We start from the raw sequence: 26320 nt of genomic DNA on the forward strand, positions 1-26320 counted from the left end.
ATGAAAAAGAAGGTGGCAACATGGTAATTCAATGGTTTCCAGGGCATATGGCGAAGGCTAGACGCCAAGTAACGGAGAAATTAAAATTAATTGATGTTGTAATTGAACTTGTAGATGCTCGATTACCATTATCATCTCGAAACCCAATGATTGATGAAATCATTACACATAAGCCAAGGCTTGTTGTTTTAAATAAAGCGGATATGGCGGATGATCGTTTAACAAAACAATGGATCGCATATTTTAAAGAAAAAGGCCATATGGCAATTTCGATTAACGCGCAAGCTGGACAAGGTATGAAGGAAATTGCAGCAGCTTGTAAAGTGCTTGTTAAAGAAAAATTTGATAAAATGGTTGCAAAAGGTATTAGACCGAGAGCGATTCGTGCATTAATTGTAGGTATACCAAATGTTGGTAAATCTACATTGATTAATAAATTGGCAAAGAAAAATATTGCTAAAACAGGAGATCGTCCAGGTGTGACAACAGCTCAACAATGGATTAAAGTTGGGAAGGAAATGGAATTGTTAGATACACCAGGTATTCTGTGGCCTAAATTTGAAGATCAATTAGTGGGTCTTCGTTTAGCGACAACGGGTGCAATTAAAGATTCAATTTTAAATTTACAAGATGTAGCTGTTTACGCATTACGTTTTATGGAGAAACATTATCCAGAACGCTTGAAAGAACGCTATAATTTAAATGAGATTCCAGAAGATATTGTGGAATTATTCGATGCAATTGGAAAAAATAGAGGCTGCTTAATGGGCGGCGGAATGATTGATTATGATAAGACATCTGAGCTTGTGCTTCGTGAGCTTCGTGGTGGCAAACTTGGAAAAATGACGTTTGAAACACCGGAAGAGTTTGGAGAGCAAGTGGAAGATGTGGAAAAAATAGAAGAAGTATAAGACGTGCGTTTGTGCGTCTTTTCTTTTTGGATATGTTTAAAAAGGAGCTTGTATAAATGCAAACTATGACGATAAAAGAAGCGGAAAATGTATTGAAAGAAATTATGAATGAAGAAGATGATCGCTTTCAACTGTTAATGAAAGATGATCGAAAAGGTGTTCAAAAGCTCGTTTTGAAGTGGTATAAACAAAAAGAGTTAGAACAGAAAGAAAAAGAGAAGTTTTTTGAAATGTCCAAGTATGAAAATGCTTTGCGTGAAAAAGGGGTCACATATATCGCGGGTATTGATGAAGTAGGGCGCGGGCCATTGGCTGGGCCTGTTGTGACGGCAGCTGTCGTTCTTCCTGAGGATTTTTATATTCCAGGGTTAAATGACTCGAAAAAGTTGAGTGAAGCGAAACGTGAGCGTTTTTATGATGAAATAAAAGTACAAGCAATTGCAATTGGAGTAGGAATTGTATCACCGCAAGTTATTGATGACATTAATATTTACCAAGCAACGAAACAAGCGATGTTAGATGCAGTTGCAAATTTATCTTGTACACCTCAACATTTATTAATTGATGCGATGAAGCTTCCTACACCAATTCCGCAAACATCAATTATTAAAGGTGATGCGAAAAGTGTTTCGATTTCAGCAGCATCCATTATAGCAAAAGTAACGAGAGATCGTATGATGAAAGAACTGGGAGAGAAGTATCCTGAATATGGATTTGAGCAACATATGGGATATGGCACAAAGCAACATTTAGAGGCAATTGAAGTGCATGGAGTACTAGATGAACACCGCAAGTCATTCGCACCAATTAAAGATATGATTCAAAAATAAGCTGTAAATATACAGCTTATTTTTTTATTTTGGCATATAAACATTACTATTTTCGAAAAAGAATAAAGCGATTTCAGTTTTCTGACACTTTATTGTAGACAGCGTGCCAATCATCTTATACAATGGCAATGTAATGTTTTTTAAACATTAAAAAACTTTTCGAGTAAAACAGGAAAACAGGGGAGGATGGGACCATGAATATCCATGAGTACCAAGGTAAGGCAGTCCTTAGAAGCTATGGGGTTAGCGTTCCGAACGGGAAGGTTGCATTTACAGTAGAAGAAGCTGTAGAAGCAGCGAAAGAATTAGGAACAGATGTATGTGTAGTGAAAGCACAAATTCACGCTGGTGGACGCGGCAAAGCTGGCGGAGTAAAAGTTGCGAAAAATTTAGATGAAGTTCGTACATATGCAGAAAGCATTTTAGGAACTACACTTGTGACACATCAAACAGGTCCTGAAGGTAAGGAAGTAAAACGCTTACTTATCGAAGAAGGTTGCGATATTAAAAAAGAATATTATGTAGGTCTAGTTTTAGATCGTGCAACTTCTCAAGTTGTTTTAATGGCGTCTGAAGAAGGCGGAACAGAAATTGAAGAAGTAGCAGAAAAAACACCTGAAAAAATCTTTAAAGAATATATTGATCCAGCAGTAGGCTTGCAAGGTTTCCAAGCGCGCCGAATTGCATTTAACATCAATATTCCAAAAGAGCTTGTAGGACAAGCTGTGAAGTTTATGATGGGCTTATATCGTGCGTTTATCGAAAAAGATTGCTCTATCGCTGAGATTAACCCACTTGTTACAACAGGCGAAGGTAAAGTTATGGCATTAGATGCAAAATTAAACTTTGATTCTAATGCGTTATATCGCCATAAAGACATTTTAGAGCTTCGTGATCTTGATGAAGAGGATTCAAAAGAAATTGAAGCTTCAAAATACGACTTAAACTACATTCCTTTAGATGGAAATATCGGTTGTATGGTTAATGGTGCAGGTTTAGCGATGGCTACAATGGATATCATTAAACATTACCACGGTGACCCAGCTAACTTCTTAGATGTTGGTGGCGGTGCAACTGCAGAAAAAGTTACAGAAGCATTCAAAATTATCCTTTCTGACAAAAATGTAAAAGGTATCTTCGTTAACATTTTTGGTGGCATTATGAAGTGTGATGTTATTGCAGAAGGTGTTATTGAAGCAACGAAACAAGTAGGTCTTGAGTTACCTTTAGTTGTACGTCTTGAAGGCACAAACGTAGAACTAGGTAAGAAAATTTTAAATGAGTCTGGCTTAAATATTGTTGCAGCAGAATCTATGGCAGACGGTGCACAAAAAATTGTTTCACTAGTGGGCTAATAGAAAGCGGGGGAGAAAAATGAGCGTATTAGTTAATAAAGATACAAAAGTTATTGTTCAAGGTATTACAGGTTCTCAAGGTTTATTCCATACAAAACAAATGATTGAATACGGTACGAAAATTGTCGGTGGTGTAACACCAGGTAAGGGCGGCACTGATATTGAAGGTGTACCAGTATTTGATACAGTAGAAGATGCAGTGAAAGCAACAGGCGCAAACGCTTCAGTTGTATACGTTCCACCCGCTTTTGCGGCAGATGCAATTATGGAAGCTGTTGATGCAGAAATTGATTTAGTAGTATGTATTACTGAAGGGATTCCTGTATTAGATATGGTAAACGTAAAGAGATATATGGCGGGTAAACATACACGTTTACTTGGACCAAACTGCCCAGGTGTAATCACACCAGATGAATGTAAGATTGGTATTATGCCAGGATATATTCATAAAAAAGGTCATGTTGGTATCGTATCTCGCTCTGGTACATTAACTTATGAAGCTGTACATCAGTTAACACAAGAAGGTATTGGCCAATCTACTGCTGTAGGTATCGGCGGAGACCCTGTTAACGGTACAGACTTTATTGATGCGTTAAAAGCATTTAATGAAGATGAAGAAACACATGCTGTAATTATGATTGGTGAAATCGGCGGTACAGCAGAAGAAGAGGCAGCTGAATGGGTAAAAGCTAATATGACAAAACCTGTCGTAGGCTTCATTGGTGGTCAAACAGCGCCTGCTGGCAAACGTATGGGCCATGCTGGTGCAATCATTTCTGGCGGTAAAGGAACTGCTGCTGAAAAGATTAAAACAATGGAAGCTTGTGGCATTAAAGTAGCTGAAACTCCAGCAGTTATGGGAGAAACGCTAATCTCTGTTTTAAAAGAAAAAGGTTTATTTGAGACTTGTAAAAACTATTAATCTGTTGAAAGACACCTTCTTACTTGAGGGTGTCTTTTTACACTTTTTTCTGTTTACATAATAAAAATTATGGGTAAGGAGAATCAAGATGAAAAGAGAGAGATTATTACATGTTCATTACTTGCTAGCAGATTATTGGAAAGCGATGGAGAGGCTACTATATGTCGATCCAGAATTAAAGAACATATATAATTTTAACGAAAAACAAATGGAACACTACACTGGAATATCCTCGAAAAAATCTTCAGAACTAGTAAAATTTCTTCAAAATTCAAATCTTCCGCAATATATATCTTATTTAGAGAGAAATCGTATTTTTTATATAACGATATGGGATGAAGATTATCCGCAATTATTACGTGAAATACAAGACCCTCCCTTCGTTTTATATGGAAAAGGAGAGAAAGATTTCCTGAATAAAGTAAATAAATTAGCAGTTGTTGGAACGAGAGAACCATCATTATATGGTCATGAGAGTTTGAAGTTTATTTTACACCCTTTATTAGAAAGAGAGTGGCTTATTGTCAGTGGGTTTGCAAAAGGGATAGATACAATGTCTCATGAGATTACAGTAAGGCATCATTGCCCGACTATTGCGATATTAGGGCATGGATTGTCTTTTATGTATCCGAAAGAAAATAGACATTTATATGAAATGTGGAAGGAATATATATTGTTATTGACAGAGTATCCGCCGCACTATGCACCGAAAAAATGGTATTTTCCAAAAAGGAACCGGATTATTAGTGGTATAAGTAAAGGTGTTTTAGTTGTAGAAGCGAAATCGAGAAGTGGAACACTTATTACTGCAGACCTTGCGTTAGAGCAAAATAGAGAGGTGTTTGCGCTTCCTGGACCTATATTTGTAGAGGGGGCATCGGGAACGAATCATCTTATTCAGCAAGGAGCAAAACTAGTAAGAAATGCAGAAGATATCTTGGAAGAGATTTTAAATTAACCTTATATTTTTATGTTTTTATTAAACAATTATTGACAAATGGTAGATTGGCACTGTATGGTATATTCATTCTTGATTGACAAAAACAAGAGAAATCAATAAGATTAATGAAGACTTGAATCCACCTCTTAAGGAGGCACTAGCATGTCAGATTACCTCGTAATCGTGGAGTCGCCTTCTAAGGCGAAGACCATTGAGAAATATTTAGGGAAAAAATACAAAGTTGTCGCGTCTATGGGACATGTTCGCGATTTGCCAAAAAGTCAAATGGGGATAGAAGTAAAGAACAACTTCACTCCGAAGTATATTACCATTCGTGGTAAAGGTCCCGTCTTAAAAGATTTAAAATCAGCGGCGAAAAAAGCAAAGAAAGTCTATCTCGCGGCCGATCCAGACCGTGAAGGGGAAGCGATTGCTTGGCATTTAGCGAATACGTTAAATGTGGACGTTGAATCAGATTGTCGGGTTGTGTTTAATGAGATTACGAAAGATGCAATCAAAGAATCATTTAAACATCCTCGTGCAATTAATATGGATTTAGTGGATGCACAACAAGCAAGACGTATACTTGATCGTCTTGTTGGTTACAATATTAGTCCTTTATTATGGAAGAAAGTAAAAAAAGGATTAAGTGCAGGGCGTGTACAATCTGTAGCAGTTCGTTTAATCATCGAGCGTGAAAGGGAAATTCAAAACTTTGAACCTGAAGAATTCTGGACAATTAAAACAGAATTTGTAAAAGGAAAAGACACATTTGAAGCAAGCTTTTACGGTGTAGAGGGTGAAAAAGTTCAATTAACAAATGAAACGCAAGTGAATGAAATAATTGAACAGATGAAAGATAATGCGTTTTCAGTTGAAAATGTAACGCGCAAAGAGCGAAAACGTAATCCTGCATTACCCTTTACAACATCTTCCTTGCAACAAGAAGCAGCACGTAAGTTAAACATGCGAGCAAAGAAAACAATGATGCTTGCACAGCAATTGTATGAAGGGATAGATCTTGGAAAACAAGGAACTGTAGGTCTTATTACGTATATGAGAACTGATTCAACACGTATCTCAGAAACAGCTCAAACAGAGGCTCGTACTTACATCACTGAAGCGTATGGTACGGAATACATAGGAACAGAAAAGAAGAAAGAAACGAAAAAGTCAAATGCACAAGATGCGCATGAGGCAATTCGTCCTACTTCGGTAATGAGAAAGCCAGAGGAACTAAAAAGTTTCTTAGGTCGTGATCAACTTCGATTATATAAATTGATTTGGGAGCGATTTGTTGCAAGTCAAATGGCGTCTGCTATAATGGATACTGTGACAGCGAGACTCATTAATAACAATGTTCAGTTCCGTGCAAGTGGATCGGTTGTAAAGTTCCCAGGATTTATGAAAGTGTATGTAGAGTCAAAAGATGATGGTGCTGAAGAAAAGGATAAGATGTTGCCACCTTTAGAAGTAGGGGAAACTGTATTTTCAAAGGATTTAGAACCAAAGCAACATTTTACACAACCTCCTCCGCGCTATACAGAGGCTCGCCTAGTAAGAACACTTGAAGAACTTGGAATTGGAAGACCGTCAACATATGTACCTACACTTGAAACAATTCAAAAGCGTGGGTATGTAGGTTTGGATAATAAACGCTTCGTTCCGACTGAACTTGGTGAAATAGTAATTGAACTTATTTTAGAGTTTTTCCCAGAAATTATTAACATTGAATTTACTGCCAATATGGAGCAAAGCCTTGATGAAGTAGAAGAAGGAAATGCGAATTGGGTAAAAATTGTTGATGATTTCTACGTAGGTTTTGAACCGCGTTTAGAAAAAGCGGAAAAAGAAATGCGTGAAGTGGAAATTAAAGATGAACCAGCTGGGGAAGATTGTGAATTATGTAATCACCCAATGGTCTTTAAAATGGGTAAATACGGGAAATTTATGGCTTGCTCGAATTTTCCAGATTGTCGTAATACAAAGCCGATTGTGAAAGAAATCGGTGTTACTTGTCCAAAGTGTGATAAGGGTCAAATTATTGAACGCCGTAGTAATAAAAAGAAACGTCTTTTCTATGGGTGCGGTACGTATCCGGAATGCGACTTTGTATCTTGGGATAAGCCAATTGGTCGTAAGTGTCCGAAGTGCGAAGGCATGCTTGTAGAGAAAAAGTTGAAAAAAGGCGTGCAAGTACAATGTATTTCGTGCGATTATGAAGAAGAACAACAAATGTGAGCGTAACTGCTCACATTTTTTTCGGGAAGAAAAGGAAAGGTGATATAAATGACAACACAAGTAGTAAACGTCATTGGCGCAGGTCTTGCAGGAAGTGAAGCAGCTTACCAAATTGCAAAACGTGGTGTCCAAGTTAGATTATATGAAATGAGACCGGTAAGACAAACGCCAGCTCATCACACAGATAAATTCGCTGAATTAGTATGTAGTAACTCACTTCGTGCAAACACTTTAACAAATGCAGTTGGAGTTATTAAAGAGGAAATGCGCTTAATGGATTCTGTAATTATTCGTGCGGCGGATGAGTGCTCTGTACCAGCTGGAGGTGCTTTAGCTGTAGATCGTCATGAGTTCGCAGCTAAAGTAACAGAATACGTAAAGAACCATCCAAATGTAACTGTAATGAATGAAGAAATTACAGATATTCCAGAGGGACCGACAATTATTGCTACAGGTCCATTAACATCTCCTGATCTTTCTGCAAAATTGAAAGAATTAACAGGAGAAGATTATTTCTACTTCTATGATGCTGCAGCCCCAATCGTAGAAAAAGACAGCATTGACATGAATAAAGTGTATTTAAAGTCGCGTTATGACAAAGGTGAAGCTGCATATTTAAATTGCCCAATGACAGAAGAAGAGTTTGATCGTTTTTATGAGGCTCTAATTGCTGCTGAGACAGTGCCTTTAAAAGAGTTTGAAAAAGAAATTTTCTTTGAAGGTTGTATGCCAGTAGAAGTTATGGCAAGTAGAGGGAGACAGACGTTAGTATTTGGACCTATGAAACCTGTTGGATTGGAAGATCCCAAAACAGGGAAAACGCCATATGCTGTTGTTCAGTTACGTCAAGATGATGCAGCGGGAACTTTATACAATATCGTAGGTTTCCAAACTCATTTAAAGTGGGGACCGCAAAAAGAAGTGCTACAGTTAATTCCGGGATTGGAAAATGCAGAGATTGTACGTTATGGTGTAATGCATCGTAATACGTTTATTAATTCACCTAATTTGCTTCGTCCAACATATCAATATAAACAACGTGATGATTTATTCTTCGCTGGTCAAATGACTGGAGTAGAGGGATATGTTGAATCAGCAGCATCAGGATTATTAGCAGGAATTAATGCTGCGCGTCTTGTGCAAGGTGAAGAGCCAGTTGTATTACCGCCAGTAACTGCGATGGGTAGCATGGCAAATTACATTACGGCAACGAACGCTAAAAACTTCCAGCCGATGAATGCGAACTTCGGTCTATTTGCACCGTTAGAGAAGAAGATTAAAAAGAAAGTAGAACGAAATGAAGCGTACGCAGCACGCGCTTTAGAAACGATTCGAAATTTTGTAAATATTTAGTTAAATTTCTTGCAAAGGCTACTAAGTTGTGATACGATTTAGTAGCCTTTATTGAGGTGAGTTGTGTGAATGTGAAGAAATTGTTACAATTATTCGTTGGATATTTACAAATTGAAAGAAATTATTCAAAATATACAATTGCAAGTTATCAAAATGATTTAGAACATTTTGTGCAATTTATGGAACGAGAAGGCATATCCTCTTTTTTAGACGTTACATACGCGGATGTTCGTTTGTACTTAACGACGTTGCACGATGAAAAGTTAGCCCGTAAATCTGTCGCAAGAAAAGTATCAAGCTTACGAAGTTTATATCGTTTTTTGATGCGTGAAGGTTATCGAAAGGATAATCCGTTTGCACTTGCGTCACTCCCCAAAAAAGAATTGTCAATCCCAAAGTTTTTATATGCTGAAGAGTTAGAGGAATTATTTGAAGTTTCTGACACGGAAACGCCATTAGGTCAAAGGAATCAAGCTTTATTAGAGTTGATGTATGCGACTGGGATCCGTGTGAGTGAATGTGTCAATTTACAACTTACCGATATTGACTTTGCGGTGGGAACAATTTTAGTAATGGGAAAAGGAAAAAAACAAAGGTATATTCCGTTCGGAAGCTATGCGCAAGATTCTTTAATTACTTATATAGAGAATGGGAGAAAACAGTTAGTTAATAAGACTGACGAAGATTCTCATATGGTATTTTTAAATGCGAAAGGTACACCGCTAACAAGTCGTGGGGTTCGTTATGTTTTAAATGAACTCATTAAAAAGGCTTCGCTGACAATGCGGATAAGTCCCCATATGTTAAGGCATACATTTGCTACACATATGCTAGATGAAGGGGCGGATTTACGTACTGTACAGGAGCTATTAGGCCATGAAAATTTGTCGACGACACAAATTTATACGCATGTCTCTAAAGAAAGATTGCGTTCTGTTTACATGAAGCATCACCCGCGGGCATAAATTGCTTTAAAAGCTATAAAAACAAATAAAGGAGTTTTTTCTATGGGAAATTTCCACGCTACAACGATATTTGCAGTTCATCATAATGGAGAATGTGCAATGGCTGGAGATGGCCAAGTGACAATGGGAAATGCTGTTGTAATGAAACATACAGCTCGTAAAGTTCGTAAACTTTTCCAAGGTAAAGTTTTAGCTGGTTTCGCAGGATCAGTTGCTGACGCATTTACTCTTTTTGAAATGTTTGAAGGGAAATTAGAAGAGTATAATGGCAACTTGCAGCGTGCTGCTGTTGAAATGGCAAAACAATGGCGTGGCGATAAAATGTTACGTCAGCTAGAAGCGATGCTCATTGTCATGGATAAAACAACTATGCTCCTTGTTTCAGGTACAGGAGAAGTGATTGAACCGGATGATGGTATTTTAGCAATTGGATCTGGTGGGAATTATGCACTTTCTGCAGGTCGTGCTTTAAAGCAATATGCAAGTGAACACTTAACAGCGAAGCAAATTGCGAAAGCGAGTTTAGAGATTGCTGGCGATATTTGTGTTTATACGAATCACAACATAATTGTTGAAGAATTGTAGAATCGTAAGGGAGGCATTTTATATGCATTTACATTTTACTCCGCGCCAAATTGTGGAAAAATTAGATCAATACATCATCGGTCAAAAAGACGCAAAGAAAGCGGTTGCTGTAGCGTTGAGAAATCGATATCGCCGCAGTAAATTAGCTGAAAATTTACGTGACGAAATTGCGCCTAAAAATATTTTAATGATTGGACCGACAGGTGTTGGGAAAACAGAGGTAGCACGACGAATGGCGAAACTCGTTGGAGCACCTTTTATTAAGGTTGAGGCTACAAAATTCACAGAAGTTGGATATGTGGGTAGAGATGTAGAGTCGATGGTACGTGACTTGGTGGAAACATCGGTTCGTATCGTAAAAGAAGAAATGGTAGTGAAAGTTCAAGATAAAGCAGAAGAGCAAGCGAATCAACGTCTTGTTGAAATTTTAGTGCCGAGTCCGGAGAAGCAATCTGGATTCAAAAATCCATTAGAGATGCTTTTTGGAGGCGCTCAAAATTCGAATCAAACGTCTGATACACAAGAAGATGTTGAAATCGAAAAGAAACGTCAAGATGTGGAGAGAAAGCTTGCTGCAGGGCTTCTTGAAGAAGAAATTGTATCGATTGAAGTGACTGAACAACAGTCTTCCATGTTTGATATGTTACAAGGAACTGGCATGGAACAAATGGGAATGAATTTCCAAGATGCGCTAGGAAGTTTTATGCCGAAAAAAACGAAAAAACGTAAACTTTCTGTAAAAGAAGCAAGAAAACTCTTGACAAATGAAGAGGCACAGCGCTTAATTGATATGGATGAAGTTACACAAGAGGCTGTTTATCGTGCTGAACAGCTCGGGATTATTTTTATCGATGAAATTGACAAAATTGCTGGTAAGCAGTCGAATAGCGTAGATGTATCACGTGAAGGTGTGCAACGTGACATTCTGCCAATTGTAGAAGGGTCGAATGTTGCGACAAAATACGGATCAGTAAAAACGGATTATATTTTATTCGTTGCAGCTGGAGCGTTCCATATGTCTAAACCGTCGGATTTAATTCCGGAATTGCAAGGGAGATTTCCGATTCGAGTAGAATTAACAAAATTATCGACAGACGATTTTGTTAAAATATTAATCGAGCCTGACAATGCGTTAATTAAACAATATATGGCATTATTAGCGACTGAAGGTATAGAAATTGAATTTTCAGACGAAGCTATTCGTAAGATTGCTGAGATTGCTTATCAAGTTAATCAGGATACAGATAATATTGGAGCAAGAAGACTTCATACGATTATGGAGAAGCTCCTTGAAGATTTATCGTTTGAAGCATCTGAAATTACGTTAGAGAAAATAACGATAACACCTCAATACGTTGAGGAGAAATTAGCAACAATTGCTAAAAATAAAGATGTGAGCCAGTTTATTTTGTAATAGTGTCATCAGGTGACTCGCCCTAGTTTCCAAGTGATGAAAAAATATGTGAGTAACATGTAGGAGGAACTTTTGAAATGGAATTATTAGCAAAAACGAGAAAATTAAATGCGTTATTACAGAGCGCAGCAGGGAAGCCTGTAAACTTTAGAGAAATGTCTGACACAATGTGTGAAGTAATCGAAGCAAACGTATTCGTAGTTAGCCGTCGTGGTAAATTACTAGGTTATGCAATTCACCAACAAATCGAAAACGAACGCATGAAGCAAATGCTTGCAGAACGTCAATTCCCAGAAGAATATACACAAAGCTTATTCAACATTACAGAAACATCTTCAAACTTAGATGTGAACAGTGCTTACACAGCATTCCCAGTAGAAAACAGAGAATTATTCGGTCAAGGTTTAACTACAATCGTACCAATCGTTGGCGGCGGTGAGCGTCTAGGTACATTAGTATTAGCTCGTCTTGGTCAAGAGTTCTTAGATGATGATTTAATCCTTGCTGAGTACAGCTCAACTGTTGTAGGTATGGAAATCTTACGTGAAAAAGCAGAAGAAATCGAAGAGGAAGCGCGTAGTAAAGCTGTTGTTCAAATGGCAATCAGCTCATTATCTTACAGTGAGTTAGAAGCAATTGAGCATATCTTCGAAGAATTAAATGGAACAGAAGGTTTACTTGTTGCAAGTAAAATTGCTGATCGCGTAGGAATTACTCGCTCTGTAATCGTAAATGCACTACGTAAATTAGAAAGTGCTGGTGTTATTGAGTCTCGCTCTTTAGGTATGAAAGGAACATACATTAAAGTGCTAAACGACAAGTTTCTACAAGAACTTGCTAAATTAAAAACAAACTAATTTATAAAAAACTCTCCTCAATTGAGGAGAGTTTTTTTGTGCAATGGATAGAAGATGGTTGTGAAAAGTGTCATAAGCGTGTTTTCTGGGAAAACTATTAATTGTATTTACTTTTTTGCTTAAAAGAAAAGAAGGTTGGTAATACTAGAATTCGAGTATGAACAAAGAAAGTTTTACATTGTTCGCATTTTCGACTTGATTGTAATATTTCAGTATGATATAGTAAGCAGTGGTGTCAGTACAAAGTACACACGTTTACTGATTTAAGTGTTGGTGCTACGTTTGTAGTTTCGCTTAGAGATGAAGTAAACGGAGGATATCAAAAACCATTTAGGAGGAACTATATTATGTCAGTAATTTCTATGAAGCAATTGCTTGAAGCTGGTGTTCATTTCGGACATCAAACTCGTCGTTGGAACCCAAAAATGAAGCGTTACATTTTCACAGAGCGTAACGGTATCTACATCATCGACTTACAAAAAACTGTGAAAAAAGTTGAGGAAGCTTACAGAACGATGCGCGACATCGCTGCTGAAGGCGGAGACATCTTATTCGTAGGTACTAAAAAACAAGCACAAGAAGCTATTAAAGAAGAAGCAACTCGTGCTGGTATGTACTTCGTTAACCAACGTTGGTTAGGTGGAACTTTAACAAACTTCCAAACAATCCAAAAGCGTATCAAGCGTCTTAAAGACATCGAAAGAATGCAAGAAGATGGTACTTTCGAAGTACTTCCTAAGAAAGAAGTTGTTCAACTTAAAAAAGAGTTAGAGCGTCTTGAGAAATTCTTAGGCGGTATTAAAGATATGAAAGGTCTTCCAAGTGCATTATTCGTAGTAGACCCTCGTAAAGAGCGTATTGCAGTTGCTGAAGCACGCAAATTACACATTCCAATCATCGGTATCGTTGATACAAACTGTGATCCAGACGAAATCGATCACGTTATCCCAGCAAACGATGATGCAATTCGTGCTGTAAAACTTCTTACATCTAAAATGGCAGACGCGATCCTTGAAGCAAAACAAGGTGAAGAAACTGTTACTGCGTAACAAAGTTGGAAAGGTGATAAGGGGTTCGGCCTTTTATCACCTTTTTTAAGGTATAAACACCTTTATAAAAGGTATAAATACATATTTTAGGAGGATGAAAAGTATGGCAATCACTGCTCAAATGGTAAAAGAATTACGTGAAAAAACTGGCGCAGGTATGATGGACTGCAAAAAAGCTTTAACAGAAACTAATGGCGACATGGAGAAGGCAATTGACTTCTTACGTGAAAAAGGTATTGCGAAAGCTGCTAAAAAAGCAGACCGCATTGCTGCTGAAGGTTTAACTTTCATCGAAACAAACGGTAACGACGCTTTAATCTTAGAATTAAACTCTGAAACTGATTTCGTTGCGAAAAACGAAGGTTTCCAAACACTAATTAAAGAATTAGCTGCTCACTTATTAACTAACAAACCAGCTAACGTTGAAGAAGCTATGGCTCAAACAATGGAAAACGGTAAAAAAGTTGAAGAGCACATCAACGAAGCAATCGCTAAAATTGGTGAAAAACTTACACTTCGTCGTTTCGAAATCGTATCAAAAACTGATGCAGATGCATTCGGCGCTTACCTACACATGGGTGGACGCATTGGTGTATTAACAGTTCTTGAAGGTTCTACTGATGAAGCTGCTGCTAAAGATGTTGCAATGCACATCGCTGCAGTTAACCCTAAATACATCGACCGCGATGCTGTAACAGCTGAAGAAGTTGAGCATGAGCGTCAAGTATTAACACAACAAGCATTAAACGAAGGCAAGCCTGAGAAAATCGTTGCGAAAATGGTGGAAGGCCGTCTAGGCAAATTCTTCGAAGAGATTTGCTTACTTGACCAAGCATTCGTTAAAAACCCTGATATGAAAGTTCGTCAGTTCGTTGAGTCTAAAGGCGGAACATTAAAAGGATTCGTTCGCTACGCTGTTGGTGAAGGTATCGAAAAACGCGAAGACAACTTTGCTGAAGAAGTAATGAACCAAGTAAAAGGTAGTAACTAATACAGATTAGGGAACACATTGTGTTCCCTTTTTTAAAATAAAGATGTAAGCAATTGGAGGTTCATTATGAGTAAACCGAAATATAATCGTGTCGTTTTAAAGCTAAGTGGAGAAGCTTTAGCTGGAGAGCAAGGATTTGGAATTAACCCAACTGTTATTAAGTCAGTTGCGGAACAAGTAAAAGAAATTGCAGAACTTGATGTAGAGGTTGCTGTTGTTGTTGGTGGCGGTAACATTTGGCGTGGAAAAATTGGAAGTGAAATGGGCATGGATCGTGCAGGGGCAGATTACATGGGCATGTTAGCGACAGTTATGAATTCATTAGCTCTTCAAGATAGCTTGGAGAATATCGGAATTCAAACTCGTGTACAAACTTCAATTGAGATGCGTCAAGTTGCAGAACCTTACATTCGTCGTAAAGCAGTTCGTCACTTAGAGAAAAAGCGTGTTGTTATCTTTGCAGCAGGTACAGGTAACCCATACTTCTCTACAGATACAACAGCAGCATTACGTGCGGCAGAAATTGAAGCAGATGTAATTTTAATGGCGAAAAACAATGTAGATGGTGTATATAATGCGGATCCATCTATTGATCCAACAGCTACAAAATACGAAACGCTTACTTACTTAGATGTATTAAAAGAAGGTTTAGGTGTAATGGATTCTACAGCTTCTTCTCTATGTATGGATAATGATATTCCACTAATTGTATTCTCAGTTATGGAAAAAGGTAATATTAAACGTGCCGTTTTAGGCGAAAATATCGGAACAGTGGTAAGGGGGAAATAAATATGGGACAACAAGTATTGAAGTCTTCAAATGAAAAAATGGAAAAAGCAGTTGCTGCTTATTCTCGTGAATTAGCAACAGTTCGTGCTGGTCGTGCAAACGCGTCTGTATTAGATAAGGTACAAGTTGATTACTATGGTGCACCAACACCAGTTGTGCAATTAGCGAACATTACAGTTCCAGAAGCGCGTTTACTAGTAATTCAACCTTATGATAAAACTTCTATCGGTGATATTGAAAAAGCAATTTTAAAAGCAGATTTAGGCTTAAACCCTTCTAATGATGGAACTGTAATTCGTATTGCATTCCCTGCACTAACAGAAGAGCGTCGTCGTGATCTTGTAAAAGTTGTGAAAAAATATGCTGAAGAAGCAAAAGTTGCTGTTCGTAACGTACGTCGTGACGGAAATGATGATCTTAAGAAGCTTGAAAAAGCTGGCGAGATTACAGAAGATGATTTAAGAGGATATACTGAAGATATCCAAAAAGAAACAGATAAATATATTGCAAAAGTTGACGAAATCGCAAAAAACAAAGAAAAAGAAATCATGGAAGTGTAATAGCGATAACTTCGCAAATATGACCCTCTTCTTAAGGGGGTCTTTTTACACTTTTAGGCATACGTCTGCTTGCTGGAGGGTATGAATGATGTTTAAAAACTTTCCTTTTTTTAAAGGTAAAAAGGACACATCGTTTGATCATCTCGTTGAAGAAGTGAAAAAAGGATATATCCCAGAACATATTGCCATCATTATGGATGGGAATGGAAGATGGGCAAAGAGGAGAGCAATGCCTCGTATTGCGGGACATCATGAAGGTATGCAAGTTGTAAAGAAAATTACAAAATTTGCAAGTAAACTTAATGTGAAAGTGTTAACTCTCTATGCTTTTTCAACTGAGAACTGGAAAAGACCGAAAAAGGAAGTTGATTATTTAATGAAGCTTCCAGAAGAATTTCTAGGTACATTTTTACCAGAATTGATTGAAGAAAACGTACAAGTCCGAGTAATAGGGCAAAAAGATCGTCTTCCTACGCATACACGCAGAGCGATGGAGAAAGCCATGGAAGATACGAAAGAGAATACGGGATTAATTCTTAATTTCGCGTTAAACTATGGAAGTCGAGATGAAATCGTTTCTGCTGTGCAACATATGATGAAAGATAATGAGGAAGGAAAAATTCGTTCTGAAGAGGTAAGTGAAGAAATGCTTTCCTCCTACTTAATGACGAGTTCTTTACCTGATCCAGAGTTGTTAATCCGAACAAGCGGAGAGCTACGTATTAGTAATTTCATGTTATGGCAAATTGCATATTCGGAGTTTTGGTTTACAGACGTGTATTGGCCAGACTTCAAAGAAGAACATTTGCTAAATGCGATTACTGACTTTCAACATAGAGGGCGCAGATTCGGAGGCGTGTAGAAAGAGAGGGTTTGATAGTGAAACAGAGAATTATTACTGGAGTGGTTGCTGCCGCGCTATTCATTCCCATCGTAATATACGGTGGCGTGCCTTTTACGGTTTTAGTGTATGCACTTGCTTCTATAGGTTTATATGAATTAATTCGTATGAATAAGCTTACGCTTATTTCAGTACCGACAGTTTTAGCTGCAGTATTATTGTGGATTCTTTTAATTCCAAGTAGTGCATCAGAACTGTTTACATGGATTGGATTAGGTAAATTGGAAATCACATTTGTGATTGTTTTATTACTTTTATCATATACAGTCCTTTCTAAGAATACATTTACTTTTGATAATGCTTCATTTTTACTGATGGCAACGACATATGTGGCAATGGGATTCTTATATTTAAATGAAACGAGAATATTAGGAATTAAATATGTATTTTGCGCATTATTTGTTATATGGGCTACTGATTCAGGCGCATATTTCGTAGGAAAAGCATTGGGCAAGAGAAAATTGTGGCCAGAAATTAGTCCGAATAAAACGATTGAAGGTTCATTAGGCGGTATCGTTTGTGGAATTATTGTGGCACTTGTTTACAACGTGTTCTTCCCAGTCGAATCGAATGTAGTAATTTTAATTGTGCTGACAATTATCATTTCTATTTTTGGACAAATTGGTGATTTAGTACAATCTGCTTTTAAACGTCATTATGGCGTAAAGGATTCAGGTACAATTTTACCTGGGCATGGTGGTATATTAGACCGAACAGATAGTTGGTTATTCGTTTTACCAATTCTCTACTTTTTATTACAATACAATTAATAAATGAACGAGGGGTTGGAGTCATGAAAAACATTAGTTTATTAGGTGCAAGCGGATCAATTGGTACACAAACTTTAGATGTATTACGCTCGCACCCAGACCAATTCCGTCTCGTTGCTTTTTCTGTAGGGAAAAATATTGACTACGCAGTAAAGGTAATTCAAGAATTTTCTCCGCAAATCGTCTCTGTGCAAAGAGAGGAAGATGTTTTAAAATTACAATCTGTTTCTGGTAATACAAAAATTGTATATGGTAGTGAAGGACTTTTAGAAGTAGCATTACATCCAGATGCGGAGATTGTAGTAAATGCTGTTGTAGGTAGCGTAGGGTTGTTACCAACACTTCGTGCAATTGAGGCGAAAAAAACAATTGGAATTGCAAATAAAGAAACGTTAGTAACTGCAGGACATCTTGTAATGGAAGCAGCACGAAAACATAATGTTTCGTTACTTCCAGTAGATAGTGAACATTCGGCTATTTTTCAGTGCTTGAATGGTGAAAATGAAAAAAGAATTTCTCGTCTTATTATAACGGCTTCTGGTGGAAGTTTCCGTGATAAAACGAGGGATGAATTGCATCATGTGACCGTAGAAGATGCGCTTCGACATCCAAACTGGTCAATGGGTTCGAAAATTACAATTGATTCTGCTACAATGATGAATAAGGGACTAGAAGTAATTGAAGCACATTGGCTTTTTGGTATCCCTTATGAGCAAATCGATGTTGTTTTACATAAAGAAAGTATTATCCATTCTATGGTTGAATTTGAAGATCGTAGTGTAATGGCGCAGCTTGGTTCACCTGATATGCGAGTACCAATTCAATACGCACTTACATATCCTGATAGATTGCCTCTTTCAGACACAAAACAGTTAAACTTATGGGAAATAGGGACGTTGCATTTTGAGAAAATGGACCAAGAACGATTCCGTTGTTTACGTTTTGCGTATGAAGCTGGAAAAGCAGGTGGAAGTATGCCAGCTGTAATGAATGCAGCGAATGAAGTAGCTGTTGAAGCCTTTTTACAAAAGAGAATTGGTTTCTTAACATTGGAAGACCTCATTGAAAAAGCAATGAACCATCACAATGTCATTGCACGACCGAGCTTAGAGGAAATTTTGGAAATTGATGCGGCCACAAGACGGTTTGTGATGGAACAAATTTAGCAAAGGTGGTTATGGAATTGAATACAGCGATTGCCTTTATATTAATTTTCGGTGCACTCGTATTTTTCCATGAGCTAGGGCATCTATATTTCGCAAAAAGAGCAGGTATTTTATGCCGCGAGTTTGCGATTGGTTTTGGTCCGAAAATATTCTCATTTGAAAAGAATGAAACGGTGTATACGATTCGATTACTGCCCCTTGGTGGCTATGTAAGAATGGCCGGCGAGGATGCGGACACAGTTGAGTTAAAGCCTGGGAAAAAGGTTGGCCTTGTATTAAATGAAAAAGATGAAGTTGTGAAATTAGTTTTTGATGGATATGAAAAGTATCCAAATGTTCGTGTTATTGAAGTCGAACAAGCTGATTTGGAGCATAATTTAACAATTTCGGGCTATGAAGAGTACGAGGAAGAGCTTCAAACATTCCGAGTGAATGAAAAGGCTCGTATTATTACTGCGGGGGAAGAAATTCAAATTGCTCCGTATAATAGACAATTTGGCTCGAAAAAACTAGGGCAACGCGCTTTAACAATCTTTGCGGGTCCTGCAATGAACTTCATTTTAGCATTTGTTATTTTTGTGATTCTTGGATTTGTACAAGGGGTTCCTATTGACAAACCAATGGTCGGAAAAGTGATGGATAACAGTGCAGCACAGCAAGCTGGATTGAAAGAGAATGATACAATTCAAGCTATTGATGGGAAAAACACAAGTACATGGAAAGATGTTGTTACTATTGTACGTGAAAACCCAAATAAAGAAATTACGTTACAAGTAAAGCGTGATAATGAACAGTTTAATGTGAAAGTAACGCCAACACTCGATAAAGAAGGAAAAGACGAAGTTGGTAGAATCGGTGTGTATTCTCCTGTAGAGAAAACAGTAATGGGTTCTATTAAATCAGGATTTGAACAAACGTACCAATGGACGAAACTAATTTTTGAATCTCTTGTTAAATTAGTAACTGGTCAATTTTCTATTAATGAGTTATCAGGTCCAGTAGGAATTTATAATCTAACAGATCAAGTTGTAGATTATGGGTTTACGCGTGTACTAAGTTTAGCTGCAGTTCTAAGCATTAATCTTGGTTTATTTAATTTATTACCAGTTCCTGCTTTAGATGGTGGCCGTTTATTCTTCTTCTTAATTGAAGCGTTACGAGGGAAACCAATTGATCGCCAAAAAGAAGGAATGGTTCACTTTATTGGTTTTGCATTATTAATGTTACTTATGTTAGTTGTAACTTGGAATGACATTCGTAAGTTTTTCTTGTAAAATAAAGTGAAACTTATAATGAAATAGAGCTCGTAGAATAAAATCCCTCACCTAACTCGAGGTGAGGGGTTTTACTGCGTGTAAGAGTAAAATGAAGAGGTGCAAATAAATGAAACAAAGTATGGTATTCAGTCCTACATTACGTGAAGTTCCAGCTGATGCTGAAATTAAGAGTCATCAGCTATTACTTCGTGCAGGTTTTATGCGTCAAAATGCTTCTGGTATTTATAGCTTTCTACCATTTGGATTAAAAGTATTACACAAAGTAGAACGTATCGTTCGAGAAGAAATGGAGCGCGCAGGAGCTGTAGAATTATTAATGCCAGCTATGCAAGCTGCGGAATTATGGCAAGAATCAGGTCGTTGGTATTCTTACGGATCTGAATTAATGCGTATGAAAGATCGTAATGCTCGTGAATTCGCATTAGGAGCGACACATGAGGAAGTAATTACGGATCTTGTGCGTGATGAAGTGAAATCATATAAAAAATTACCGTTAACATTATACCAAATTCAAACAAAATTCCGTGATGAGCAAAGACCTCGTTTCGGCTTATTACGTGGAAGAGAGTTTCTAATGAAAGATGCATACTCTTTCCATGCTACACAAGAGAGCTTAGATGAAGTATACGATCGTTTATATAAAGCATACTCTAACATTTTTGCTCGCTGTGGCTTGAATTTCCGTGCAGTTATTGCTGATTCTGGAGCAATGGGCGGAAAAGATACACATGAATTTATGGTATTATCTGATGTTGGTGAAGATACAATTGCATACTCTGACACATCTGATTATGCAGCAAACATCGAAATGGCTCCTGTTGTAGCTACGTATACGAAGAGTGACGAAGCAGAAAAAGCACTTGAAAAAGTAGCAACACCAGACCAAAAAGCAATTGAAGAAGTATCCGCATTCTTAAACATTGCAGCTGACAAGTGCATTAAGTCTATGGTGTTTAAAGTAGATGAGAAATTAGTAGTGGTACTTGTTCGTGGTGATCACGAAGTAAACGATGTGAAAGTGAAAAATGTATACGGCGCTTCAGTTGTTGAGCTTGCTTCTCATGAAGAAGTAAAAGCATTATTAAATTGTGAAGTTGGTTCATTAGGACCGATTAATGTAACAGGTGATATCGAAATTATTGCTGATCATGCTGTAGCATCAATTGTTAACGGATGTTCAGGAGCGAATGAAGAAGGATTCCATTATGTAAATGTAAATCCAGAACGTGACTTTAAAGTAAGTCAATATACAGATTTACGCTTCATCCAAGAAGGAGACCAATCTCCAGATGGAAACGGAACAATTCTTTTTGCACGCGGAATTGAAGTTGGTCATGTATTCAAATTAGGAACTCGTTATAGTGAAGCAATGAACGCAACATTCCTGGATGAAAACGGAAAAACACAACCACTTATTATGGGTTGTTACGGTATCGGGGTATCTCGTACAGTGGCAGCAATTGCAGAGCAGTTTAACGATGAGAACGGCTTAGTTTGGCCAAAAGCTGTAGCACCGTTCCATGTGCATGTAATTCCAGTAAATATGAAATCGGATGCACAACGTGAAATGGGTGAAAATATCTACAACTCATTACAAGAACAAGGCTATGAAGTGTTATTAGACGATCGTGCAGAACGTGCAGGTGTTAAATTTGCAGATGCAGATTTATTTGGTCTTCCAGTTCGTGTTACAGTTGGTAAAAAAGCAGACGAAGGTATTGTAGAAGTGAAAGTACGTGCTACAGGTGAGTCTGAAGAAGTAAAAGTAGAAGAACTTCAAACATATATTGCAAATATTTTAAAATAAGAAGAGGTACCTCGTAATGGGGTACCTTCTCTTTCTTTGTAAACGTATTTTGTAAAAGAAGAGGTGAGAAATCTTTCTTTGTGGTACGTTTCAATTTATAATAGCAAATGGAAGGAGAGTGCTTATGTCTTTAACAAATGAACAACAAGAGCGATTTCAAATTTTGCTCCAGCAGTTGCAAATACCAGACGACCTTATAAATCAATATTTACAAGGCGGTGGTATTGAAAGGCTCGTTATTGATAAAGCGAATAAAAGTTGGCATTTTGATTTACAAGTGCCACGTATTTTGCCTACAGAATTATATGAATTGCTAGAAACAAAGCTTAAGCAATCATTTTCTCATATTGCAAGAACAACATTTGCATTAGAAACAGAGAATAAACAATTTACAGAAGAAGAAGTGAGGGCGTATTGGCCGCTTTGTACGGAACGAATTACATTTTCACCTATGTTCGCATACTTAAAGAAGCAGCTTCCACAGGTGAATGGAGTGAAGTTGCTAATAAATGTGAATAACGAGTTGGAGTCTACTGCTTTAAAGAAAAACGTTGCGAAACCAGTAGGGGATCAATACGAAGTTTTTGGATTCCCGCGTTTTCAGTTAGACACACATATACAGCAAAATACAGAAGAAATGCAAAAGTTTCGTGAACAAACGCAGCAAGAAGACCGCGAGCGTGTTATACAAGCTATGGAAGAAATGGCGAAGAAGCAAGCTGAAGAAAGCAGCGTTGTGTATGAAGGACCGATTACACTCGGGTATCTTATTAAGCCAGATGAAGAGATTACACCGATGCGAGAAATTCAAGATGAAGAAAGAAGAAAAACGGTTCAAGGATATGTGTTCCATGTAGAAACAAAAGAGCTTCGTAGTGGACGTACGTTATTAACTTTAAAAATAACGGATTATACGGATTCTATTATGATCAAAATGTTCTCGCGTGACAAAGAAGATATTCCAATGCTGCAATCCTTGAAAAAAGGAATGTGGGTGAAAGCGCGTGGTTCTGTTCAAAACGATACATTCGTTCGAGATTTAGTAATGATTGCAAATGATATTAATGAAATCACAGGACCGTCTCGTAAAGATAAAGCACCAGAAGGCGAAAAACGAGTAGAGCTGCATCTCCATACTCCGATGAGTCAAATGGACGCTGTCACTCCAGTTTCTAAGCTTGTTGCTCAAGCTGGTAAATGGGGACATGAGGCTATTGCGGTTACAGACCATGCCGTGGCTCAGTCTTTCCCAGAGGCGTATTCTGCGGGGAAGAAGGCTGGAGTTAAAGTTATATATGGTGTAGAAGCAAATTTAGTTAATGATGGTGTACCGATAGCATATAACGAAGCGCATCGTTTACTTGCAGAGGAAACGTATGTTGTTTTCGACGTTGAGACGACAGGTTTATCAGCTGTATACGATACAGTTATTGAGTTGGCTGCTGTAAAAGTAAAGGGTGGCGAAATTATTGACCGCTTTGAATCTTTTGCAAATCCGCATCAACCATTATCGGCGACGATCATTGAATTAACAGGTATTACAGATGATATGTTAACTGATGCACCTGAAGTGGACGAAGTGTTTAAAAAGTTTGAGGAATGGATGGGCGACCATACACTTGTTGCCCATAATGCGAGCTTTGATATGGGCTTTATTAACGTAGGTTTTAAAAAGGCTGGACTAGAAAAAACGAATAACCCCGTTATTGATACGTTAGAACTTGCACGATTCTTATTCCCAGAAATGAAAAATCATCGATTAAATACGATGTGTAAAAAACTTGATATTGAATTAACACAACATCACCGTGCGATTTATGATACAGAAGCTACGGGATATTTACTTGTGAAAATGTTGAAAGACGTAATTGAAAAGGGATTTGAATATCACGATCAATTAAATGATAGCATGGGACAAGGGGATGCGTATAAGCGTGGCCGTCCAAGTCATATGACGTTACTTGCCACATCAGATGTTGGATTGAAAAATTTATATAAACTTGTTTCATATTCTCACCTTAATTACTTTTACCGTGTACCACGTGTGCCGAGGTCACTATTAAAAAAATACCGTGAAGGAATTTTAGTAGGAACGGCTTGTGATAAAGGTGAAGTTTTCGAGGCAATGATGCAAAAGGCACCTGAAGAGGTAGAAGAAATTGCCCAGTTCTATGATTACATTGAAGTAATGCCTCCAGAGGTGTTGCGTCATTTAGTAGAACGTGAACTTGTTCGAGACGAAGGTCAATTAAAAACAATTATTTCTAACTTAGTAAAACTAGGTGAGACGTTAGATAAACCAGTTGTTGCTACAGGAAACGTGCATTATTTAGACCCTGAGGATGCAATGTATCGTAAAATTTTAGTCAGTTCGCAGGGCGGAGCCAATCCGTTAAATCGACATTCATTACCGCCAGTACATTTCCGTACAACTGATGAAATGTTAGAATGTTTTTCATTCTTAGGTGAAGATAAAGCGAAAGAAGTTGTTGTAACAAATACACAAAAGATTGCGTCATTAATTGGTGATGTGCATCCAGTAAAAGACGATCTATACACACCGAAAATTGAAGGTGCTGATGATGAAACGCGTGATATGAGTTATAAAATGGCGCGTAGCATTTATGGTGAAGAGCTACCGGAAATTGTAGAAGCACGTTTAGAAAAAGAATTAAAAAGTATTATTGGGCATGGATTCGCCGTAATTTATTTAATTTCACATAAGCTTGTGAAAAAATCGTTAGTAGACGGATATCTAGTAGGTTCGCGTGGATCGGTAGGATCATCATTTGTTGCAACGATGATGGAAATTACAGAAGTAAACCCATTACCACCACACTATGTATGTCCGAAGTGTAAGCAATCAGAATTCTTTAATGATGGTTCTGTAGGCTCTGGTTTTGACTTACCAGATAAAGAATGTCCTGCTTGTAATATTCCATATGTAAAAGATGGACATGACATTCCGTTCGAAACATTCCTTGGATTTAAAGGAGATAAGGTACCCGATATCGATTTGAACTTCTCCGGGGAATACCAACCACGTGCCCATAACTATACGAAAGTACTGTTCGGTGAAGACTATGTATATCGTGCAGGAACGATTGGTACAGTTGCGGAAAAAACTGCTTACGGATATGTAAAAGGTTATGCAAATGATCATAACTTAACGATTCGAAATGCAGAGATTGATCGCTTAGTAGCAGGGTGTACCGGTGTAAAACGTACAACAGGACAGCATCCAGGCGGTATTATCGTTGTGCCAGATTACATGGATATCTTTGATTTCTCACCAATACAGTATCCAGCTGATTCAATTGGTGCTGAATGGAGAACAACGCATTTTGATTTCCACTCGATTCATGATAATTTATTGAAACTTGATATACTAGGACACGATGATCCGACCGTTATTCGTATGTTACAAGATTTAAGTGGTATTGATCCGAAAACAATCCCAACGGATGATCCAGAAGTAATGAAAATTTTCTCTGGTCCAGAATCGTTAGGGGTAACGGAAGAACAAATTAACTGTAAAACAGGTACACTTGGTATACCAGAGTTTGGTACAAAATTCGTAAGACAGATGTTAGAAGAGACAAAACCGACGACATTCTCAGAGTTAGTCCAAATTTCTGGACTATCACATGGTACCGACGTATGGCTTGGTAATGCAAACGAGTTAATTTATAACGGTACATGTACGCTGAGCGAAGTTATCGGTTGTCGTGATGACATCATGGTATATTTAATCTATCAAGGTCTAGATCCATCATTAGCCTTCAAAATCATGGAGTCGGTTCGTAAAGGTAAAGGTGTACCGGAAGAATGGGAAGAAGACATGAAAAATAATAATGTACCAGGTTGGTATATTGATTCATGTAAGAAGATTAAATACATGTTCCCTAAAGCCCATGCGGCTGCTTACGTACTTATGGCTGTACGTATCGCATACTTTAAAGTACATTTTGCACTGTTATTCTATGCCGCATATTTTACAGTTCGTGCAGATGATTTTGATGTAGAGGCAATGGCGAAAGGTTCAGCATCTATACGTGCAAGAATTGATGAAATTGCTCAAAAGGGACTCGATGCTGCGCCGAAAGAGAAGAGTTTATTAACGGTACTAGAAATGACACTTGAAATGTGTGAGCGTGGATACTCATTCCAAAAGGTGGATTTATACCGCTCACATGCAACAGAATTTATTATTGATGGAGATACATTAATCCCTCCATTTAATGCAGTACCTGGTCTTGGCACAAACGCAGCTTTAAGTATTGTAGAAGCACGTAAAAATGGAGACTTCTTATCAAAAGAAGACTTGCAACAGCGAAGTAAGGTTTCGAAAACAATTATTGAGTATTTAGATAGCCAAGGTTGTTTAGGAGACTTACCAGATCAAAACCAGTTATCACTGTTCTAGTAGGTAGGAAAAGTCTTTGCAAATCAACATTTCCTATGATATACTATTAACCGAGATAACCATGTCATGTATATTGTGTAAAGAAAAGAGTGGGGAAACCCACTCTTTCGTGTTACTATCTATGTTTTATCTACGTAGATAGGTAAAAGATTTCTGTCGTATATACATATTTTGTTACAAGTTTTACTTCTTAAATTTGGTAATACTAAGA

General features: G+C 37.6%; 21 protein-coding genes. All 21 read left to right on the top strand.

Annotated features, from left to right (window positions below):
- Positions 1 to 20 precede the first annotated feature (20 nt).
- Entirely contained in the window at positions 21 to 911 is an 891-nt protein-coding gene (ylqF, locus tag ACTFRM_RS18390) for a ribosome biogenesis GTPase YlqF (protein WP_000236704.1), read from the top strand.
- A 56-nt stretch (positions 912 to 967) separates the two neighbouring features.
- Positions 968 to 1741 carry a ribonuclease HII gene (locus tag ACTFRM_RS18395; RefSeq protein WP_001194265.1) on the top strand — a complete coding sequence of 258 codons (774 nt, stop codon included), beginning with the start codon at positions 968 to 970 and terminating at the stop codon, positions 1739 to 1741.
- Positions 1742 to 1935: 194 nt separating this feature from the next.
- Positions 1936 to 3096 (top strand): ADP-forming succinate--CoA ligase subunit beta, encoded by a 1161-nt coding sequence (gene sucC / locus ACTFRM_RS18400; protein ID WP_001020791.1) that lies wholly within the window; start codon positions 1936 to 1938, stop codon positions 3094 to 3096.
- Positions 3097 to 3115: 19 nt separating this feature from the next.
- The gene (sucD, locus tag ACTFRM_RS18405; RefSeq protein WP_000115178.1) at positions 3116 to 4018 is read left to right on the top strand and encodes a succinate--CoA ligase subunit alpha; all 903 of its coding nucleotides are present in this window, start codon (positions 3116 to 3118) and stop codon (positions 4016 to 4018) included.
- An 88-nt stretch (positions 4019 to 4106) separates the two neighbouring features.
- Positions 4107 to 4976: a DNA-processing protein DprA gene (gene dprA / locus ACTFRM_RS18410; RefSeq protein WP_000818059.1), complete on the top strand. Its 870-nt coding sequence runs from the start codon at positions 4107 to 4109 to the stop codon at positions 4974 to 4976.
- Positions 4977 to 5120: 144 nt separating this feature from the next.
- Positions 5121 to 7199 (top strand): type I DNA topoisomerase, encoded by a 2079-nt coding sequence (topA, locus tag ACTFRM_RS18415; RefSeq protein ID WP_088321979.1) that lies wholly within the window; start codon positions 5121 to 5123, stop codon positions 7197 to 7199.
- Between the two features lie 48 nt (positions 7200 to 7247).
- A complete protein-coding gene (gene trmFO, locus ACTFRM_RS18420; protein ID WP_000213003.1) occupies positions 7248 to 8552 on the top strand; it encodes an FADH(2)-oxidizing methylenetetrahydrofolate--tRNA-(uracil(54)-C(5))-methyltransferase TrmFO in 1305 nt (434 codons plus the stop codon).
- A gap of 65 nt (positions 8553 to 8617) precedes the next feature.
- Entirely contained in the window at positions 8618 to 9517 is a 900-nt protein-coding gene (gene xerC, locus ACTFRM_RS18425) for a tyrosine recombinase XerC (protein ID WP_001101243.1), read from the top strand.
- Between the two features lie 42 nt (positions 9518 to 9559).
- Positions 9560 to 10102 carry an ATP-dependent protease proteolytic subunit HslV gene (gene hslV / locus ACTFRM_RS18430; protein ID WP_000526272.1) on the top strand — a complete coding sequence of 181 codons (543 nt, stop codon included), beginning with the start codon at positions 9560 to 9562 and terminating at the stop codon, positions 10100 to 10102.
- A gap of 22 nt (positions 10103 to 10124) precedes the next feature.
- Complete coding sequence (gene hslU / locus ACTFRM_RS18435) at positions 10125 to 11516, top strand: ATP-dependent protease ATPase subunit HslU (RefSeq protein ID WP_000550078.1); 1392 nt, start codon at positions 10125 to 10127, stop codon at positions 11514 to 11516.
- 77 nt (positions 11517 to 11593) lie between these two features.
- The gene (codY, locus tag ACTFRM_RS18440) at positions 11594 to 12373 is read left to right on the top strand and encodes a GTP-sensing pleiotropic transcriptional regulator CodY (protein ID WP_000421290.1); all 780 of its coding nucleotides are present in this window, start codon (positions 11594 to 11596) and stop codon (positions 12371 to 12373) included.
- Positions 12374 to 12720: 347 nt separating this feature from the next.
- On the top strand, positions 12721 to 13422 hold the full coding sequence (rpsB, locus tag ACTFRM_RS18445) for a 30S ribosomal protein S2 (RefSeq protein WP_000111485.1): 702 nt from the start codon (positions 12721 to 12723) through the stop codon (positions 13420 to 13422).
- Positions 13423 to 13525: 103 nt separating this feature from the next.
- On the top strand, positions 13526 to 14413 hold the full coding sequence (gene tsf / locus ACTFRM_RS18450; protein WP_001018578.1) for a translation elongation factor Ts: 888 nt from the start codon (positions 13526 to 13528) through the stop codon (positions 14411 to 14413).
- A 66-nt stretch (positions 14414 to 14479) separates the two neighbouring features.
- Positions 14480 to 15202 (top strand): UMP kinase, encoded by a 723-nt coding sequence (pyrH, locus tag ACTFRM_RS18455; protein ID WP_000042668.1) that lies wholly within the window; start codon positions 14480 to 14482, stop codon positions 15200 to 15202.
- 2 nt (positions 15203 to 15204) lie between these two features.
- Positions 15205 to 15762, top strand: coding sequence for a ribosome recycling factor (frr, locus tag ACTFRM_RS18460; RefSeq protein ID WP_000531501.1), 558 nt, complete (start codon positions 15205 to 15207; stop codon positions 15760 to 15762).
- A gap of 85 nt (positions 15763 to 15847) precedes the next feature.
- A complete protein-coding gene (gene uppS, locus ACTFRM_RS18465; RefSeq protein WP_000971296.1) occupies positions 15848 to 16624 on the top strand; it encodes an isoprenyl transferase in 777 nt (258 codons plus the stop codon).
- Positions 16625 to 16641: 17 nt separating this feature from the next.
- Entirely contained in the window at positions 16642 to 17433 is a 792-nt protein-coding gene (gene cdsA, locus ACTFRM_RS18470; RefSeq protein WP_000813592.1) for a phosphatidate cytidylyltransferase, read from the top strand.
- A gap of 23 nt (positions 17434 to 17456) precedes the next feature.
- A complete protein-coding gene (gene dxr, locus ACTFRM_RS18475) occupies positions 17457 to 18599 on the top strand; it encodes a 1-deoxy-D-xylulose-5-phosphate reductoisomerase (protein ID WP_088321980.1) in 1143 nt (380 codons plus the stop codon).
- Between the two features lie 17 nt (positions 18600 to 18616).
- Positions 18617 to 19873 (top strand): RIP metalloprotease RseP, encoded by a 1257-nt coding sequence (gene rseP / locus ACTFRM_RS18480; protein WP_001090243.1) that lies wholly within the window; start codon positions 18617 to 18619, stop codon positions 19871 to 19873.
- A gap of 109 nt (positions 19874 to 19982) precedes the next feature.
- Entirely contained in the window at positions 19983 to 21683 is a 1701-nt protein-coding gene (locus ACTFRM_RS18485; RefSeq protein ID WP_000814299.1) for a proline--tRNA ligase, read from the top strand.
- A gap of 124 nt (positions 21684 to 21807) precedes the next feature.
- On the top strand, positions 21808 to 26109 hold the full coding sequence (locus ACTFRM_RS18490) for a PolC-type DNA polymerase III (protein ID WP_000060005.1): 4302 nt from the start codon (positions 21808 to 21810) through the stop codon (positions 26107 to 26109).
- Positions 26110 to 26320: the final 211 nt, after the last annotated feature.

The organism is Bacillus cereus group sp. MYBK227-1 (assembly GCF_051916325.1).
GTDB classification, from domain to species: domain Bacteria; phylum Bacillota; class Bacilli; order Bacillales; family Bacillaceae_G; genus Bacillus_A; species Bacillus_A cereus.